Annotated in this window: 15 protein-coding genes and 1 tRNA gene; 11 read left to right on the top strand and 5 right to left on the bottom strand. The window is 59.8% G+C overall.

Going from position 1 to position 14,986, the window contains the following annotated elements:
- The first annotated feature begins 196 nt into the window (after window positions 1-196).
- From DNK50_RS05170 to DNK50_RS05150, 5 genes are all read left to right on the top strand, one after another.
- A complete protein-coding gene (locus DNK50_RS05170; RefSeq protein ID WP_112193015.1) occupies window positions 197-2,410 on the top strand; it encodes an AsmA family protein in 2,214 nt (737 codons plus the stop codon).
- Window positions 2,407-3,474, top strand: a complete 1,068-nt coding sequence (gene mutY / locus DNK50_RS05165; protein WP_099583872.1) for an A/G-specific adenine glycosylase — start codon at window positions 2,407-2,409, stop codon at window positions 3,472-3,474. The genes DNK50_RS05170 and mutY overlap by 4 nt, the downstream gene beginning before the upstream one ends.
- Window positions 3,471-3,743, top strand: a complete 273-nt coding sequence (locus DNK50_RS05160; RefSeq protein WP_099583873.1) for an oxidative damage protection protein — start codon at window positions 3,471-3,473, stop codon at window positions 3,741-3,743. Before mutY ends, DNK50_RS05160 begins: the two co-directional genes overlap by 4 nt.
- A gap of 103 nt (window positions 3,744-3,846) precedes the next feature.
- A tRNA-Phe gene (locus tag DNK50_RS05155) sits at window positions 3,847-3,922 on the top strand.
- 416 nt (window positions 3,923-4,338) lie between these two features.
- Window positions 4,339-4,659 (top strand): hypothetical protein, encoded by a 321-nt coding sequence (locus DNK50_RS05150; protein WP_099583874.1) that lies wholly within the window; start codon window positions 4,339-4,341, stop codon window positions 4,657-4,659.
- A gap of 53 nt (window positions 4,660-4,712) precedes the next feature.
- Here DNK50_RS05150 and DNK50_RS05145 read toward each other — a convergent pair whose 3' ends face one another.
- The 4 genes from DNK50_RS05145 to DNK50_RS05130 form a co-directional block, all read right to left on the bottom strand.
- Window positions 4,713-6,317 (bottom strand): glycosyltransferase family 39 protein, encoded by a 1,605-nt coding sequence (locus DNK50_RS05145; protein ID WP_112193014.1) that lies wholly within the window; start codon window positions 6,315-6,317, stop codon window positions 4,713-4,715.
- Between the two features lie 87 nt (window positions 6,318-6,404).
- Complete coding sequence (locus DNK50_RS05140; protein WP_112193013.1) at window positions 6,405-7,370, bottom strand: arsenic resistance protein; 966 nt, start codon at window positions 7,368-7,370, stop codon at window positions 6,405-6,407.
- A 50-nt stretch (window positions 7,371-7,420) separates the two neighbouring features.
- The gene (locus tag DNK50_RS05135) at window positions 7,421-7,699 is read right to left on the bottom strand and encodes a type II toxin-antitoxin system RelE/ParE family toxin (RefSeq protein WP_112193012.1); all 279 of its coding nucleotides are present in this window, start codon (window positions 7,697-7,699) and stop codon (window positions 7,421-7,423) included.
- On the bottom strand, window positions 7,665-7,880 hold the full coding sequence (locus tag DNK50_RS05130) for an antitoxin (protein WP_099583878.1): 216 nt from the start codon (window positions 7,878-7,880) through the stop codon (window positions 7,665-7,667). Before DNK50_RS05130 ends, DNK50_RS05135 begins: the two co-directional genes overlap by 35 nt.
- Window positions 7,881-8,189: 309 nt before the next feature.
- On the opposite strand from DNK50_RS05130, the gene DNK50_RS05125 reads away from it, so the two are divergent.
- A complete protein-coding gene (locus tag DNK50_RS05125) occupies window positions 8,190-8,603 on the top strand; it encodes a hypothetical protein (protein WP_099583879.1) in 414 nt (137 codons plus the stop codon).
- A gap of 72 nt (window positions 8,604-8,675) precedes the next feature.
- Here the strand turns inward: DNK50_RS05125 and gabP are convergent, their stop codons facing one another.
- Window positions 8,676-10,067, bottom strand: coding sequence for a GABA permease (gabP, locus tag DNK50_RS05120; RefSeq protein WP_112193011.1), 1,392 nt, complete (start codon window positions 10,065-10,067; stop codon window positions 8,676-8,678).
- 553 nt (window positions 10,068-10,620) lie between these two features.
- Here gabP and DNK50_RS05115 point away from each other — a divergent pair.
- The 5 genes from DNK50_RS05115 (at window position 10,621) to DNK50_RS05095 (ending at window position 14,784) form a co-directional block, all read left to right on the top strand.
- On the top strand, window positions 10,621-11,394 hold the full coding sequence (locus tag DNK50_RS05115; RefSeq protein ID WP_065925764.1) for an ABC transporter ATP-binding protein: 774 nt from the start codon (window positions 10,621-10,623) through the stop codon (window positions 11,392-11,394).
- A gap of 13 nt (window positions 11,395-11,407) precedes the next feature.
- Window positions 11,408-12,160, top strand: coding sequence for an ABC transporter substrate-binding protein (locus tag DNK50_RS05110; RefSeq protein ID WP_003187758.1), 753 nt, complete (start codon window positions 11,408-11,410; stop codon window positions 12,158-12,160).
- 74 nt (window positions 12,161-12,234) lie between these two features.
- The gene (locus DNK50_RS05105; RefSeq protein WP_099583881.1) at window positions 12,235-12,927 is read left to right on the top strand and encodes an ABC transporter permease; all 693 of its coding nucleotides are present in this window, start codon (window positions 12,235-12,237) and stop codon (window positions 12,925-12,927) included.
- The gene (locus DNK50_RS05100) at window positions 12,927-13,616 is read left to right on the top strand and encodes an ABC transporter permease (RefSeq protein WP_099583882.1); all 690 of its coding nucleotides are present in this window, start codon (window positions 12,927-12,929) and stop codon (window positions 13,614-13,616) included. The genes DNK50_RS05105 and DNK50_RS05100 overlap by 1 nt, the downstream gene beginning before the upstream one ends.
- Window positions 13,597-14,784, top strand: a complete 1,188-nt coding sequence (locus DNK50_RS05095; protein WP_112193010.1) for a methyltransferase — start codon at window positions 13,597-13,599, stop codon at window positions 14,782-14,784. The genes DNK50_RS05100 and DNK50_RS05095 overlap by 20 nt, the downstream gene beginning before the upstream one ends.
- Window positions 14,785-14,986 lie beyond the last annotated feature (202 nt).

Raw genomic sequence — 14,986 nt, 5'->3', positions numbered from 1 at the left:
AACGCGCAGAGATTAGCACCTGCGGACGCGAGAAAAACCAAACTGATATCACTTTTTCAGGAAATTCTCTTTTATTGACGCCAGAATCCCGCCCTCCGCGCCCGTAGATACAATGTAACGATCGGTGACCTGACGCCGGCCATCGGGCGTTATACTCTTCGGCTAAATTTTGAAATCGACATACAAGGACTCGCCCATGAAAGCGTTCGGCAAAATCCTGGGTCTGGTACTTCTCGGGCTGTTGCTGATCATCGTGGCTCTGGGCTTTGCCCTGACCCATCTTTTCGATCCCAACGACTACAAAGAAGAGATTCGCCAGATTGCCCGCGACAAGGCCCACATCGAGCTGACGCTCAATGGCGATATCGGCTGGAGCCTGTTCCCCTGGCTCGGCCTTGAACTGCACGAAGCCAGCGTGGCGACCCTGACCGCGCCAACCCAGCCCTTCGCCGACCTGCAGATGCTCGGCCTGTCGGTGCGCGTACTGCCGCTGCTGCGCCGCGAAGTGCAGATGAGCGATGTACGTGTCGAAGGCCTCAACCTGCGCCTCAACCGCGACAAGCAGGGCCATGGCAACTGGGAAGACATCGGCAAGAATGTGCCCGATGCCACCGCCAGCACTGCGCCAACTCCAGCAGAGCCGGCACCCGAAGCCAAGCCGGAGAAGCCTGCACAGCCGATCCGCCTGGACATCGACAGCCTGACAATCAACAACGCCCGCGTTGAATACAACGATGAGCAGACCGGCAAGCAATTCAGCGCCGAAAGCATCCAGCTGAGCGCCGGCGCCGTGCACGAAGGCGCCAGCATTCCGGTGAAGCTCACCGCATTCTTCGGCAGCAACCAGCCGGTGATGCGTGTCAAGACCGAGCTCAACGGCAATCTGCGCATTCAGCGCGCCCTCAAGCGCTACCAGTTTGAAGACATGCGCATCAGCGGCGAAGCCACCGGCGAACCGCTGCAAGGCAAGACCGTGACCTTTTCCACCCAGGGCCAGTTGCTGGTGGACCAGGCGGCTAACATCGCCGAATGGACCAACCTGAAACTCTCGGCCAACCAATTGCGCGCACTGGGTGAGCTGAAGGTCAATGATCTGGACAAAACCCCGCAGCTCAGTGGCGCGCTGTCCATCGCCCAGTTCGACCTGGCCAAGTTCCTCGACAGCGTCGGCAACCCCCTGCCACCCATGGCCGAAGGCAGCCTGAGCAAGGTCGAACTGGTCAGCCGCCTCCAGGGCACGCCGACCAGCCTGGCCCTGGAAGACCTGAACCTGAAGCTCGACGGCAGCACCTTCACCGGCCGCGTCGCCGTGGATGATTTCGCCAAGCAGTCGCTGCGCGTGCAACTCAAGGGCGATACCTTCAACGCCGACAACTATCTGCCGGCCAAGTCCGAATCCGCCAAGGGCGCGACCGCCGCCCGCCAGGCTGAAGTACAGAACAGCGAAGCCGGCGCCATGGCGGCTGGCGGGACCACACCGCTGCCGGATGCACCGACAAAAGGCGCCTGGAGCACTGACAAACTGCTGCCCCTGGCCCATCTGCGCAAGCTGGACGTGAATGCCGACCTTGCGTTCGGCCAACTGACCCTGAGCAAATTGCCGATCCAGGATGCCGTGCTCAAAGCGTCCGGCATCGACGGCCAACTCAAGCTCGACACCCTGAGCGGTGGCCTCTACAACGGCAGCTTCCAGGCCAACGGCACGCTCGATGTGCGCCAGGACATTCCAGTGCTGGCACTGCAAAGCCGGATCAAGCAGGTCCCGGTCGAACGCATCCTGCAAGCCCAGGGGCAAACGCCGCCCGTGAAAGGCCAGGTCACTCTCGACAGCAACCTGAGCGGCCGTGGCAATAGCCAAAAGGCGCTGATCGACAGCCTCAACGGTACCGCCAGCTTTGTGATCAACAACGGTGTGCTGCTCAATGCCAACCTTGAACAGCAACTGTGCACTGGTATCGCCATGCTCAATCGCAAAACCCTGAGCGGCGAACAGCGCGGCAAAGACACGCCTTTCCAGGAGTTGAAGGGCAACCTGAGCTTCCGTAACGGCGTGGCCAATAACCCCGACCTGAAAGTGCGCATCCCCGGCCTGGCGGTCAACGGCAACGGTGATATCGACCTGCGCGTACTGGGCATGGACTACCGCGTCGGCATCATCGTCGAAGGCGACCAGCGCGAAGTGCCGGACCCGGCCTGCGAAGTGGGCTCCAACTTCCGCAACATCGAAGTGCCGCTGCGCTGCCGTGGCCCGCTGGAACTGGGCGCCAAGGCCTGCCGCCTGGACAAGGACGGCTTGAGCCAGGTCGCGATCAAGGCGGCGGGTAACAAGCTCAGCGAGAAGCTGGAAGAGAAGCTCGACAAGGTAAACCCGCAATTGAAAGATGCATTGAAGGGCCTGTTCAAGCGATGAGAAACGAGCAGTTTTCACAGGCGGTGCTCGACTGGTACGACCGCCACGGTCGCCATGACCTGCCCTGGCAGCAGGGCATCACGCCTTACCGGGTGTGGGTCTCGGAGATCATGCTGCAACAGACTCAGGTGAGCACCGTGCTCAATTACTTCGACCGGTTCATGGCGTCTTTGCCAACGGTCGAAGCCCTGGCCGCTGCGCCGGAGGACGAAGTGCTGCACCTGTGGACCGGCCTTGGCTACTACACCCGGGCGCGCAACCTGCAAAAGACCGCGAAGATCGTCGTGGCCGAATACGGTGGCGAGTTTCCCAGGGATGTCGAAAAGCTCACCGAACTGCCCGGCATCGGCCTGTCCACCGCCGGCGCCATCGCCAGCCTGAGCATGGGCCTGCGCGCGCCGATCCTCGACGGCAACGTTAAGCGCGTACTGGCGCGCTTTACCGCACAAGAGGGTTACCCAGGCGAACCCAAGGTAGCCAAGCAGCTGTGGGCTACCGCAGAACGCTTCACGCCCCATGATCGCGTCAATGCCTACACCCAGGCGATGATGGACATGGGCGCCACCCTGTGCACGCGCAGTAAACCCAGCTGCCTGCTGTGCCCGCTGGAAAAAGGCTGCGAAGCCCACATGCTCGGCCTGGAGACACGCTACCCGATCCCCAAGCCGCGCAAGACAATCCCGCAGAAGCGCACGCTGATGCCGATGCTGGCCAACGCCGAGGGCGCGATCCTGCTTTACCGTCGCCCCTCAACCGGCTTGTGGGGCGGCCTATGGAGCCTGCCGGAGCTGGACAACCTGGAAGACCTCGATCACTTGGCCATCCAGCATGCGCTCGAACTGGGCAAGCACCAGGAGCTGCCAGGACTGATCCATACCTTCAGCCACTTCCAGCTGGCCATCGAACCCTGGCTGGTCCAGGTCGAGGAATCCGCCCATCACGTGGCCGAGGCCGACTGGCTCTGGTATAACCTCGCCACCCCGCCGCGCCTGGGCCTTGCCGCCCCGGTGAAGAAACTGCTGAAGCGCGCGGCTGAAGTATTGAACGCAGGAGTGTCGTCATGACCCGCACCGTAATGTGCCGCAAGTACAAAGAAGAACTGCCAGCCCTGGAACGCCCTCCGTACCCAGGCGTCAAGGGCCAGGACATCTACGACCACGTCTCCGCCAAAGCCTGGGGCGACTGGCTCAAACACCAGACCCTGCTGATCAACGAGAAACGCCTGAACATGATGAACGCCGAAGACCGCAAATACCTGGCGGGCGAGATGGACAAGTTCTTTTCCGGCGAGGAATACGCCAAGGCCGACGGCTACGTGCCACCTGCTCAATAATTGAGCAAAAACCGGGGTCGACTCGTAAGCGACGGTAATAATTAAATATTTTTTGAAAACTTGCTTGACGACCCCCTGAAAAACCCGTTTAATGCGCCCCGTTGCCCAGATAGCTCAGTCGGTAGAGCAGGGGATTGAAAATCCCCGTGTCGGCGGTTCGATTCCGTCTCTGGGCACCACTAATTAGTTTCAGGTGGTGCAAACGTCATCTGAAACACACAAGAAACCCGCCTAGTGCGGGTTTTTTGTTGCCTGGGATTTAACCCCCTACGCCCTCTCCTGTTGCCCCGCGCACTAGTAGCGCTATGATATGATTCAAAATGTGCCAAGGTAGGCGATTAACAGTATGCGGATGCATCCCTCCTGTAACCCGTCAGCCATTGCCACGTAGCATCGGAACAGGCAACGACGGCGGATCCAGTATCCCCGCGCTCCTCGCCCAAAACGCTGCAACTCCACACCCCCGCTTCGACACCATCTTGGGTCATGCCCAAACGGTGAGAGCGTGCGCGCAAGAGCAGCGGAACAAGGACACATCATCCGGCGACGCGCAGCCCGGCGTATCGCTTACTCATACGGGCACATGGAGAAATAAATGGCATACACATCGATCATTTTCAAAAACCCGAATACGGGCGCGATGAAGGAAGCTCCAGTCGGCTTTTCGTGGACAACCTTCTTTTTCGGTTGCTTCCCGGCACTGTTTCGCGGCGACGTGAAATATGGCTTGATCCAGTTCGTCATTGCGATGATCACCATGGGCGTCAGCAACATCGTCTTTGCGTTCATCTACAACAAGCTCTACATCAAGGATCTGATCGGCCAAGGCTTCAAGGCTCAGTCCATCGCCAGCGGCGACATGAACTTTGCCTCGGCCAAGATCGGCATGCAGATCCCTCAGCTGGAAACCGCATAAACCGTATTCGACAAAAAGCCTGCTGAACGCAGGCTTTTTGCTGACTGGCTGACTCACCTCAACAAAAACACCATCAATGGATTGTCGTTTAACCGACCTTCAAAATCCGGGCCCTGGTGCTCCAACGGCGTCCCCGCCAGCAACGCGGTTTCCTTGCGCGCCACGACCACCCAGGCTGGCCGAGGTACATCGGCTAGTTGCCCAAGCTCATGACCGCCGATGAACACCGGCTGCTCGTCGTGATCCAGGTTCATCATGTAGCGCACCGCCCAGGTATCCCGGCCGAGGTCGATAAACACCAGAGGGCCCGGCTGCGTTGCACGCAGCGCTTCAACCTGGCTGACAAACTGCCGGGTATCGAACTGCAAGTCCTTGGCCGGCTCCACCACAGCCACCAGCAGTAACCACTGCGCCGCCAGTGCAATCAAGCTGAGCGACACCAGCCGCCCCAAACGCCGCCAAGCAATCAACGCAGCGACTTGCAGCACCACCAGCACGCCGACCAGTAACGGCAGCGAAACGTCTGGCCAGTAACCGTGCTTCTGCCACCCATGCCGGCAGACAAAGACTACAACCACGCACAACGCCGGTAGCGCTGCGACAAGCCCTTCGTAGCATCGGCGCACGCCCGTAAGCCACCCTTGCGCCTGAAGGAGCCCATAGGCAGCGACAGCGGCAAACATCGGCACCATCGGCAAGATGTAATAGGCGCGCTTGAAGTGCGGCAGCGACAACCCGAGCAGAATCATCAACCCGCAGGCACCGAGCCGCACAACCAATTGCACGCGCCCATCAAACCGTTCAGGCCAGCGATGACGCAACGCAACCAACGTGGCCAGCGCCAGCGGCACCACAGGGAAGTAGCGATACAAACTCAATTGAAGATAGAAATAGAACGGCTCGCCACTTTCATCCAGGCGCCCGCCCACTTGCATCTTGAACACCGCATCGGCAAATGCATCGCCCCCACTGATGCGCGCCAGCTTTATCAGCAACCACCAACAGGCCGCCAACAACACCAGACCAACCAGGCCGTGAACCAGCACTTGCCTGACCCGCGCCCCAGGATTGCCAAGCGCCCAATACACACAGACCACGCCGCAGACCTCAATCAAGCCCAATGGCCCACGCACGGCAAAGCCGAGGACGAACAACGGAAACACCGCCAACCGCCTCAGTCGCGAACCCACGCGCTCGCCGCTGTGCAGCAGGTAGAAGCTGCCCACGCAAAGCAACGCGACCATCTGGTCCAGGCACACCGAACGGGACTTCTCAAGCAGTTGAGTGGTGAGCAAGGTCAACAAAACGGCGAGCAGCGCCCACTGTCGACTCGCAGGGACCAGCAAGCGATACAGCAGCGCAACCACCCCGGCGGACGCCATTGCGGTGGGCAGTACATTCGCCAAGTGATTGGGCGCACCGAATAACCGGGCAAACACAAAGCTGAAGAAGGTCGCGGTGCCAGGGTAGTCCGCGTAGGGCTGGCCGTAGGTGGTGGGGAAAAGGCTCGCGCCATGGCGAAACATTTCCTGCAGGAATAGCGCCCAGCGCCCGTCAAATCCCTGGGGCTGCTGATCCCAGATTCCAAAGGTGAACAGCACTAGGGCAAACAGGAAAATGCCCAGGGATTCCAGGCGAAAACGGTTGCGGTGATCCATCGGTAGACCTGTCAGGTGGGGAGCGCCGACTTATGTTGCCGAGCACACCCCTGAATAGCGCCTGAACAGACCTGAACATTCACCCGGTTACCGACCTGCGGGCCACACCAACCGAGGAATAAGGCGCACATAGATCAACTCGGCCACCAACTCGACCAAGGTCTGCAGGATCACCGCCGTGGCGGCCAACCCGCGCACGTCTTCGGGCAGGGCCAGGGCCAGCGGCAAAACCACCAACGAATTGCGCGTGGAGGCGCTGAACGTCACCGCCCGCGCCGTGACCGCAGGTAGCGCGAACAGCCGCGCCGCCAGCATCCCCATCAGCGGCGCCAGCAACACAAAGGCCACATAAATCGGGATCACCGGCATCAGCAGGCCTATATCACGCACCACCGAGGTGATTTGCGAGCCGATCACCACAAACAGCACCATCGCCATCGCAGGCACGGGCAACCAAGCCCATGCGTCATTCCAAACGCTGATAACCGTCGAGCGCCGCGCGAGCGCAGTCGTCAGCACCGCAAGCACCATCGGCAGCACAATCAGCAACACGAACGCCTCGATAAACGGCCCCGCCTGCACCACTAACTGCGACTGCGTGCCCAACATCAAACCCAGGTACACCGGCAACAGCGCCAACTGCAGTAACAACAGCAGCGGCGTGGCCGCCAGCATTAATCGCGAGTCGCCCTTACCGATGTGAGTAAACACCACCACGTAATCGATGCACGGTGTCAGCAACACCAGCAACGCTCCCACCAGCAACGCCGGGCGCTCCGCCAGGCCACGGGTCAATACCCACACCAGCACCGGCACCAGAATGAAATTGGCCAGCAACAACGCCGATAGGAAGCGCTTGTTGCCCAAGCCTGTACGCAGGTCCAGAAAGGGGATTTGCAGGAACATTGCGTACATCAGTATCGCGATGACGGGCGTGATCCATACGCTGAGAGTGTGAGCCGATAAAGGCGCGAGCAGGCCAACGACTGCAGCCAGGAGAACGGTGAGTAAATAGAGGGGGATCTGGTGGTGTTCGAGGGTGTCGCGGGTCATGGAATAGGCTCTGGCGTATCGCAAAAGTGCGAGGCTATGTGCCTACTGACTTAAGGTCGAGCGAAATAGTCGACCGAGCCAGAAGGATATTCTTGGCGAGCATGAAGCACAGTCAGTATCTCGATGCGGTCGGTAACTCGGCGCACAACAATTTCACGAATACCCGGAATTCGACCCAACCGATACAGATAAGGGTGCTGGGGAAGCGCGGTAGTTACGGCCTCAATTGCTTCATTCAAATCGCTGGCCGCTACAAGATTGCGACCGACGATGTATTCAAGAATCTCCCTGAGTTCAGCTCGCGCCTCGGGCCGCCAATCCACTTGCATCACGCTCTTTACGCTTGGACTCGATCAGCGCGCGCATCTCAGCCATAACCTGATCATGCGGAATACTCGGACGAGGATCATCAATTGAAGCCTGCACCTTGGCCCTAAACCAACGTTCGTAGCTCGCGGCCTGCTCTTCTGTTTCAAACTCCGAAACGATAGGAGAAAGTGGGATGCTCATAGAGACCCCCGTATTGGATGCCTGCCAGTCTAATCTGTGCATGGTTCGCTGTCGTCTCTCTCAGATGTGTGGTTTTTCCAAAGCCGCACGCCGGAACGATCCACGGTCCATCCAACGAGTGGCGCGAACGTCGGAGGTTAATGACCCAGCAAAAGCTCAGACAAGTGCTGGCAAATCGGTTAACGGTTACTAAAAAATAAAACTGGAGCACAGGGCTGCGCGTGACGAAACACACCCGCAACCCTTGGGATTTGCCCCAACCTGCGCTTCAATACCCACCCAGACCCAGAACCTTAGGACGTTGAGCCCATGGCCTCGCCGAACAAGCAGCAAAAACGTGCCCAGCGGGCAAAGACCAAGGCCAAGCAAAACCGTACTCAACGCGCCGTGGCGACCAAGCCGGATGCGTTTGCAGGTGATGACAGCCGCATTGACCTTGAGTCGGTGGACTTGACCGAGCTGTTTGTGGAGATGCGCACCGCTGGCGAGACCAGCCAACAGGCATTGTGCGCAGCATTCCTGGCACACCCGCTGCTGGCGCTGGTGCTGGAACAGGAAGGCGAAGAAGAAGCCACGGACTTTATCCTGGCGGCGCTGATCGAGTATCGGCAGTGGGCCACGGACAGTGACGATGAAGCGGCGGCACTGGCGTGGATCGAGTCGCCAGAGTTCCAGGCGGATTACCTGGCGGCGTCCCAAGCGCTGACCAACTCGCAAGACTGACGCAGAACCCAATGTGGGAGGGGGCAAGTCGAATCGTCGCACCGCCCCTCCCACATTTTTTACCGCATTTCGTCAGTTAAGCACCGCAGCGCCGGCTCTCTGCGCCTTGCGACGGCTCGCCACAACCAACCCCGCCACCACGACCAGCAAGCTCAAAACCCCCGTCGCGATAATCTCGACCCGGTGCGCTTCCTGGAACAGCATGATGGTCAACGTACCCACGATAAACACCATCACCGCATAGGTCAGGCCAGGGAACAGCCACATCTTGAAGACGATTTTCTCGCCCGCCGCCGTACGCTTCTGACGCATGCGCAGTTGCGACACCGCGATCACCAGGTACACCAGCAATGCGATGGCGCCGGAGCTGGCCAGCAGGAATTCGAACACCGCCGCCGGCGCCACATAGTTGGCAAACACCGCCAGGAACGCAGCACCGGTGGACAGCAACACCGCCCAGTAAGGCGTGCCGCTCTTGTTGGTGCGCTTGGCCACGGCCGGTGCATCACCGCGACGGCCCAAGGAGAACAGCATGCGCGAAGCGGTGTACAGCGCCGAGTTCAGGCAGCTGGTCACGGCAACCAATACCACCAGGTCGACGATCAGCTTGGCATTCGGAATACCCATGCGTTCCAGCACAGTCTGGTAGGAACCTACCGCCGCCAGGGTCGGATCGTTCCACGGCACCAGGGACACGACGATGAAGATCGACAACAGGTAGAACAAGCCAATCCGCCAGATCACCGAATTGGTGGCCTTGGTGATTTGCTGCCCTGGGTTCTTCGATTCGGCCGCTGCAATGGTGACGATCTCGGTGCCCATGAACGAGAACATGGTGGTCAGGATCGCAGCCAATACGGCGCCCATGCCGTTCGGCATAAAGCCTTGGGTGTCGAACAGGTGCGACACGCCACTGACCTGGCTGGTCGGCAGGAAGCCGAAAATCGCGGCCAGGCCGAGGATCACAAAGCCCACAATCGCCACGACCTTGATCAGCGCAAACCAGAACTCGAACTCGCCGTAGTTCTTCACGCTGAACAGGTTGGTCGCCGTGAGCAACAACGTGATGATCAGGGTAAAGGCCCAGATGGCCACATCCGGGAACCAAGCGTGGAGGATGGTCGCGGCGGCGTTGGCTTCCAACGGAATCACCAGCACCCAGAACCACCAATACAGCCAGCCAATGGTGAAACCGGCCCAGTGACCGATCGCACGGTCGGCATAGGTGGAAAACGAACCGGTATCCGGCGACGCCACGGCCATCTCGGCCAACATACGCATCACCAATACCACCAGCGTACCCGCAGCGGCATACGCCAACAGGACAGCGGGGCCGGCGGCAGCAATCGCGTGACCGGAGCCAACAAACAAACCGGCACCAATAACGCCGGCAATCGACAGCATGGTGACGTGACGCGGTTTGAGCCCCTGTTCGAGGTCATTGGAGCTTTGCGTACTACTCATTGACACACCTTTGCGAGGAATTGCGAAAACGGTTCGCCCGGCCTGGGATCTTCCTCGTGAAAAGAAACCAACAGGGCGTTCTTTATTTTTTACGCAAGATCTGCGCCAAAATGTTACGAAGTCGCGATTGACGCGGGCTGTAGGACGATTCGTCAGCCATTGCAACTCATTGATAATAATGGCATTCCGCTATAGCGTTACCGCGCGACTCACATTCAAGACGAACCAGCGCACCAAAAACACACACAAAAAGTACGTGGCGCGCCATAAAGGGGCTGATAGCTACCGTTTGCCCGTTTAACCCTTCCAACACCCGGCCAAAGCTGGCACCATCGCGCCCTTTTTTACGCGAAGCCTGCGGTTTACCGGGATCAAACGGTTGTTCGGTTGTTGATGGCGCGACACGCTGCTGTGCCGATGCGACACCCTGCCGCACACCGTCTGTTTACCCTCCGCGGGGCTGTTGGTGTCGTCCGGGCGCTATGCTAGCTTGGCGCCTCGCCAGGAAGGCGTCCCAACAGCAGGATCGCAACGAACACAATGAGGACCGCACATGGCCGAGGCCACGCCCGCGCTTGAAATCCGCAACTTGCATAAACGCTATGGTGAGCTGGAGGTACTCAAAGGTATCTCGCTGACCGCTCGCGACGGCGATGTGATCTCGATCCTGGGTTCCTCCGGTTCCGGCAAGTCCACGTTCCTGCGTTGCATCAACCTGCTGGAAAACCCACATCAGGGCCAGATCCTGGTGGCCGGCGAAGAACTCAAGCTCAAGGCCGCGAAAAACGGTGAGTTGATGGCCGCCGACGGCAAGCAGATCAACCGCCTGCGCAGCGAAATCGGTTTTGTGTTTCAAAACTTTAACCTGTGGCCACACATGAGCATCCTCGACAACATCATCGAGGCGCCCCGCCGTGTGCTCGGCCAGAGCAAGGCCGAAGCCATAGAAGTGGCCGAAGCCCTGCTGGACAAGGTCGGCATCGCCGACAAGCGCCACGCCTACCCCGCGCAATTGTCCGGCGGCCAGCAACAACGGGCCGCCATTGCGCGCACCCTGGCGATGCAGCCTAAAGTCATCCTGTTTGACGAGCCCACTTCTGCCCTTGACCCGGAAATGGTCCAGGAAGTACTTAATGTGATCCGCGCGCTGGCCGAGGAAGGTCGCACCATGCTGCTGGTCACCCATGAAATGGGCTTCGCCCGTCAGGTATCCAGTGAAGTGGTGTTTCTGCACCAAGGCCTGATCGAAGAGCAAGGATCGCCACAGCAGGTGTTTGAAAACCCGCTTTCGGCGCGCTGCAAACAATTCATGTCCAGCAACCGCTAACGGAGCAACATGCATGCAGAACTATAAAAAATTCCTTCTGGCCGCGGCCGTCTCGATGGCGTTCAGCGCCACGGCCATGGCAGAGACCTTGAAAATGGGGATCGAAGCGGCCTACCCGCCCTTCAACAATAAAGACGCCAGCGGCAACGTCGTCGGCTTCGACAAGGACATCGGCGACGCCCTGTGCGCCAAGATGAAAGTCGAAAAGTGCGAAGTGTACGTGTCCGACTGGGACGGCATCATCCCGGCCCTGAATGCCAAGAAGTTCGACTTCCTGGTGTCCTCGCTGTCCATCACCGATGAACGCAAGCAAGCCGTCGACTTCACCGACCCGTACTACTCCAACAAACTGCAGTTCATCGCCCCTAAAGCCACTGCAGACTTCAAGACCGACGCCGCTTACCTGAAGGGCAAGGTCATCGGCGCCCAGCGCGCAACGCTGGCCGGTACCTACCTGGAAGACAAGCTGCCGGATACCGAAGCCAAGCTCTACGACACCCAGGAAAACGCCTACCTCGACCTGACTTCTGGTCGCCTGGACGGGATTCTCGCCGACAAGTACGTGCAGTACGAATGGCTCAAGAGCAAAGACGGTTCGGCCTACGAGTTCAAGGGTGACCCAGTTGTAGAAAGCGACAAGATCGGTATCGCCGTACGCAAGGGCGACCCACTGCGCGAGCGCCTGAACAAAGCCCTGGCAGAGATCAAGGCAGACGGCACCTACAAGAAGATCAACGACAAGTACTTCCCGTTCAGCATCGAATGACCTGAACGGCCTGACCGGCGCGCTCGCTTGAGCGCGTCGGCTTCCAGCAATGCCTGCCGCGATATGAAAACACCATGAATTTCGATCTCTACGGATTCGGCCCCGCGCTCGCTGCCGGCGCGCTGATGACCGTCAAACTGGCGCTCACGGCCTTATGCCTGGGGCTGGTCCTCGGCCTGGCCGGGGCCTTGGCCAAGACTTCCGCGTACAAGCCTCTGCAATGGCTGGGCGGGACTTACTCGACCATCGTTCGCGGCGTGCCGGAACTGTTGTGGGTGTTGCTGATTTACTTCGGCACCATCAACGCCATGCGCGAACTGGGTGAGCTGTTCAACATCCCCGACCTGTCCCTGAGCGCCTTCGCCGCCGGCGTCATTGCGCTGGGGCTGTGTTTCGGCGCCTACGCCACCGAAGTGCTGCGCGGCGCAATCATCTCCATTCCCAAGGGCCACCGCGAAGCCGGCGTGGCGCTGGGCCTGTCGAAGTTCCGCATCTTTACCCGCTTGATCATGCCGCAGATGTGGCGCATCGCCCTGCCGGGGCTGGGCAACCTGTTCCTGATCCTGATGAAAGACACCGCGCTGGTCACGGTCATCGGCCTCGAAGAAATCATGCGCCACGCGCAGATCGCCGTCACCGTCACCAAACAGCCGTTCACTTTCTACATGGTCGCCGCGCTCATCTACCTGGGCCTGACCTCACTGTCGATGGTCGCCATGCACTACCTGGAAAAACGCGCCGCCCGCGGCTTCGTGAGGACGACGTAATGGAATGGGAAGTCATCATCAAGTGGCTGCCGAAGTTTATCCAGGGCGCCATCCTGACCCTGGAACTCGTCAGCATCGCCGTGATACTGGGTTTGATCCTGGCCATCCCGCTGGGCATCGCACGTTCGTCCAAGCGCTGGTATGTGCGCTCGCTGCCCTACGCCTACATCTTCTTCTTCCGGGGTACGCCGCTGCTGGTGCAGTTGTTCCTGGTCTATTACGGCCTGGCTCAATTCGACAGCATCCGCTCAAGCTTCATGTGGAAATACCTGCGCGACCCGTTCTGGTGTGCCACCGCCACCATGACGCTGCACACTGCGGCCTATATCGCCGAGATCCTGCGTGGCGCCATCCAGGCCATTCCGCCTGGGGAAATCGAAGCAGCCCGTGCGCTGGGCATGTCCAGGCCCAAAACGCTGTTCTACATCATCTTGCCGCGTGCGGCGCGCATCGGCTTGCCGGCCTATAGCAACGAAGTGATCCTGATGCTCAAGGCAAGTTCACTGGCGAGCACCGTGACCCTGCTGGAACTGACCGGTATGGCCCGCACGATCATTGCGCGCAACTACCTGACGGTAGAAATGTTCTTCACCGCCGGCGTGTTCTACCTGTTGATCTCGTTCCTGCTGGTACGCGGCTTCAAACTGCTGGAACGCTGGCTCCGCGTCGATGCTTGCCAGGGACGTTGAAACGCGCTTCCGGGCGCTGGATGCGTTTCTGATCGAGCATCAAGGGCTGTGGCGACCACGGCCCTTTACGCATCGCCAACTGCCCTGGGAACGCGAATACCCCGAGCTGGCCCAGTGGCTGCGCCAACGCTCGTTGGCCGAGGCTGAAGCCAGCCACAACCAGCCCCACGAGCTGCCCGCTCCCGCGCCGTTTCCACAGATTGCCTTGCAAGCGCTGCAACTCGGCACTGTGGATAAGTTACCGACGCAGCCCCTGCATCCCGCCGCGCATCGCCTGAATGTCGATGTCCCCGGCCGCAAATGGCAACAGATCGAAGCCTTCGGCGCGGCGCTGCACTTTGCGCAAACACCCCGGCATTGGCTGGACTGGTGCGCCGGCAAAGGCCACCTTGGTCGCCGCCTGCTGCACACAGACCAACAGCTGACCTGCCTGGAATACGACCCGGCCCTGGTCGCGTCCGGCCAAGCCTTGAGCGAGCACCATGGCCTGCCCGTCACCCATCGTTTGCAAGACGTGATGGCCGATGTCGCCATCAGCGCCGAACACACCCCCGTCGCCCTGCATGCCTGCGGCGATTTGCACGTACGCCTGCTGCAAGTGGCCAGCGCCGCCGGCTGCAAGCAACTGGCATTGGCGCCGTGCTGCTATAACCGAACCCATGCACACACTTACCAGCCGCTGTCCGTAGCCGCCCGCGCTTCCACCTTGCAGTTGTCGGTCGACGACCTCGGCCTGCCCCTCAGCGAAACCGTCACCGCCGGCAAACGCGTGCGCCTGCAACGGGACACGTCCATGGCCCGGCGCCTCGGTTTCGATCAGTTGCAACGCCAGTTACGCGGCTGCGACGACTACCTGCCCACGCCGTCCCTGCCCGCCCGCTGGCTGGACAAACCCTTCGCCGACTACTGCCACGAGCTGGCCCGCCTCAAAGGGTTATCCACAGGCAAACAGGATTGGGCGGCACTGGAGGCGCACGGTTGGCAGCGTTTGGCTGAGGTCAGGAATCTGGAATTGGTGCGCGGTCTGTTTCGGCGCCCGCTGGAAGTGTGGCTGGTGCTGGATCGGGCACTGTTTCTCAGCGAGCGTGGCTACAGGGTTGAAGTAGGCAGCTTCTGCGACCCGGCGTTGACACCGCGCAACTTGTTGGTGCTTGCCGAGCGCGATTAAAGGGCGAAATTGTCGCACCCCAGCCTGTGGATAACTCTGTTGATGAATTCTTTACAGAGCCTGTAGCCGTCTACGCTACAGGCCAAAAGCCACGATGTTCATTTTTTACTCACACCATAAAACGCACGTAAAACAGGCAGTTGCAGTGTGTTGAGAACCGCTCCACAAAACGGCTATTTCATGACAACTGCATCCGACCGAT

It is taken from the genome of Pseudomonas sp. LG1E9 (assembly GCF_003290225.1).
GTDB classification, from domain to species: domain Bacteria; phylum Pseudomonadota; class Gammaproteobacteria; order Pseudomonadales; family Pseudomonadaceae; genus Aquipseudomonas; species Aquipseudomonas cyclaminis.
The sequence above is the reverse complement of the archived record's forward strand: the minus strand, read 5'-3'. Positions and strand labels throughout refer to the sequence as shown.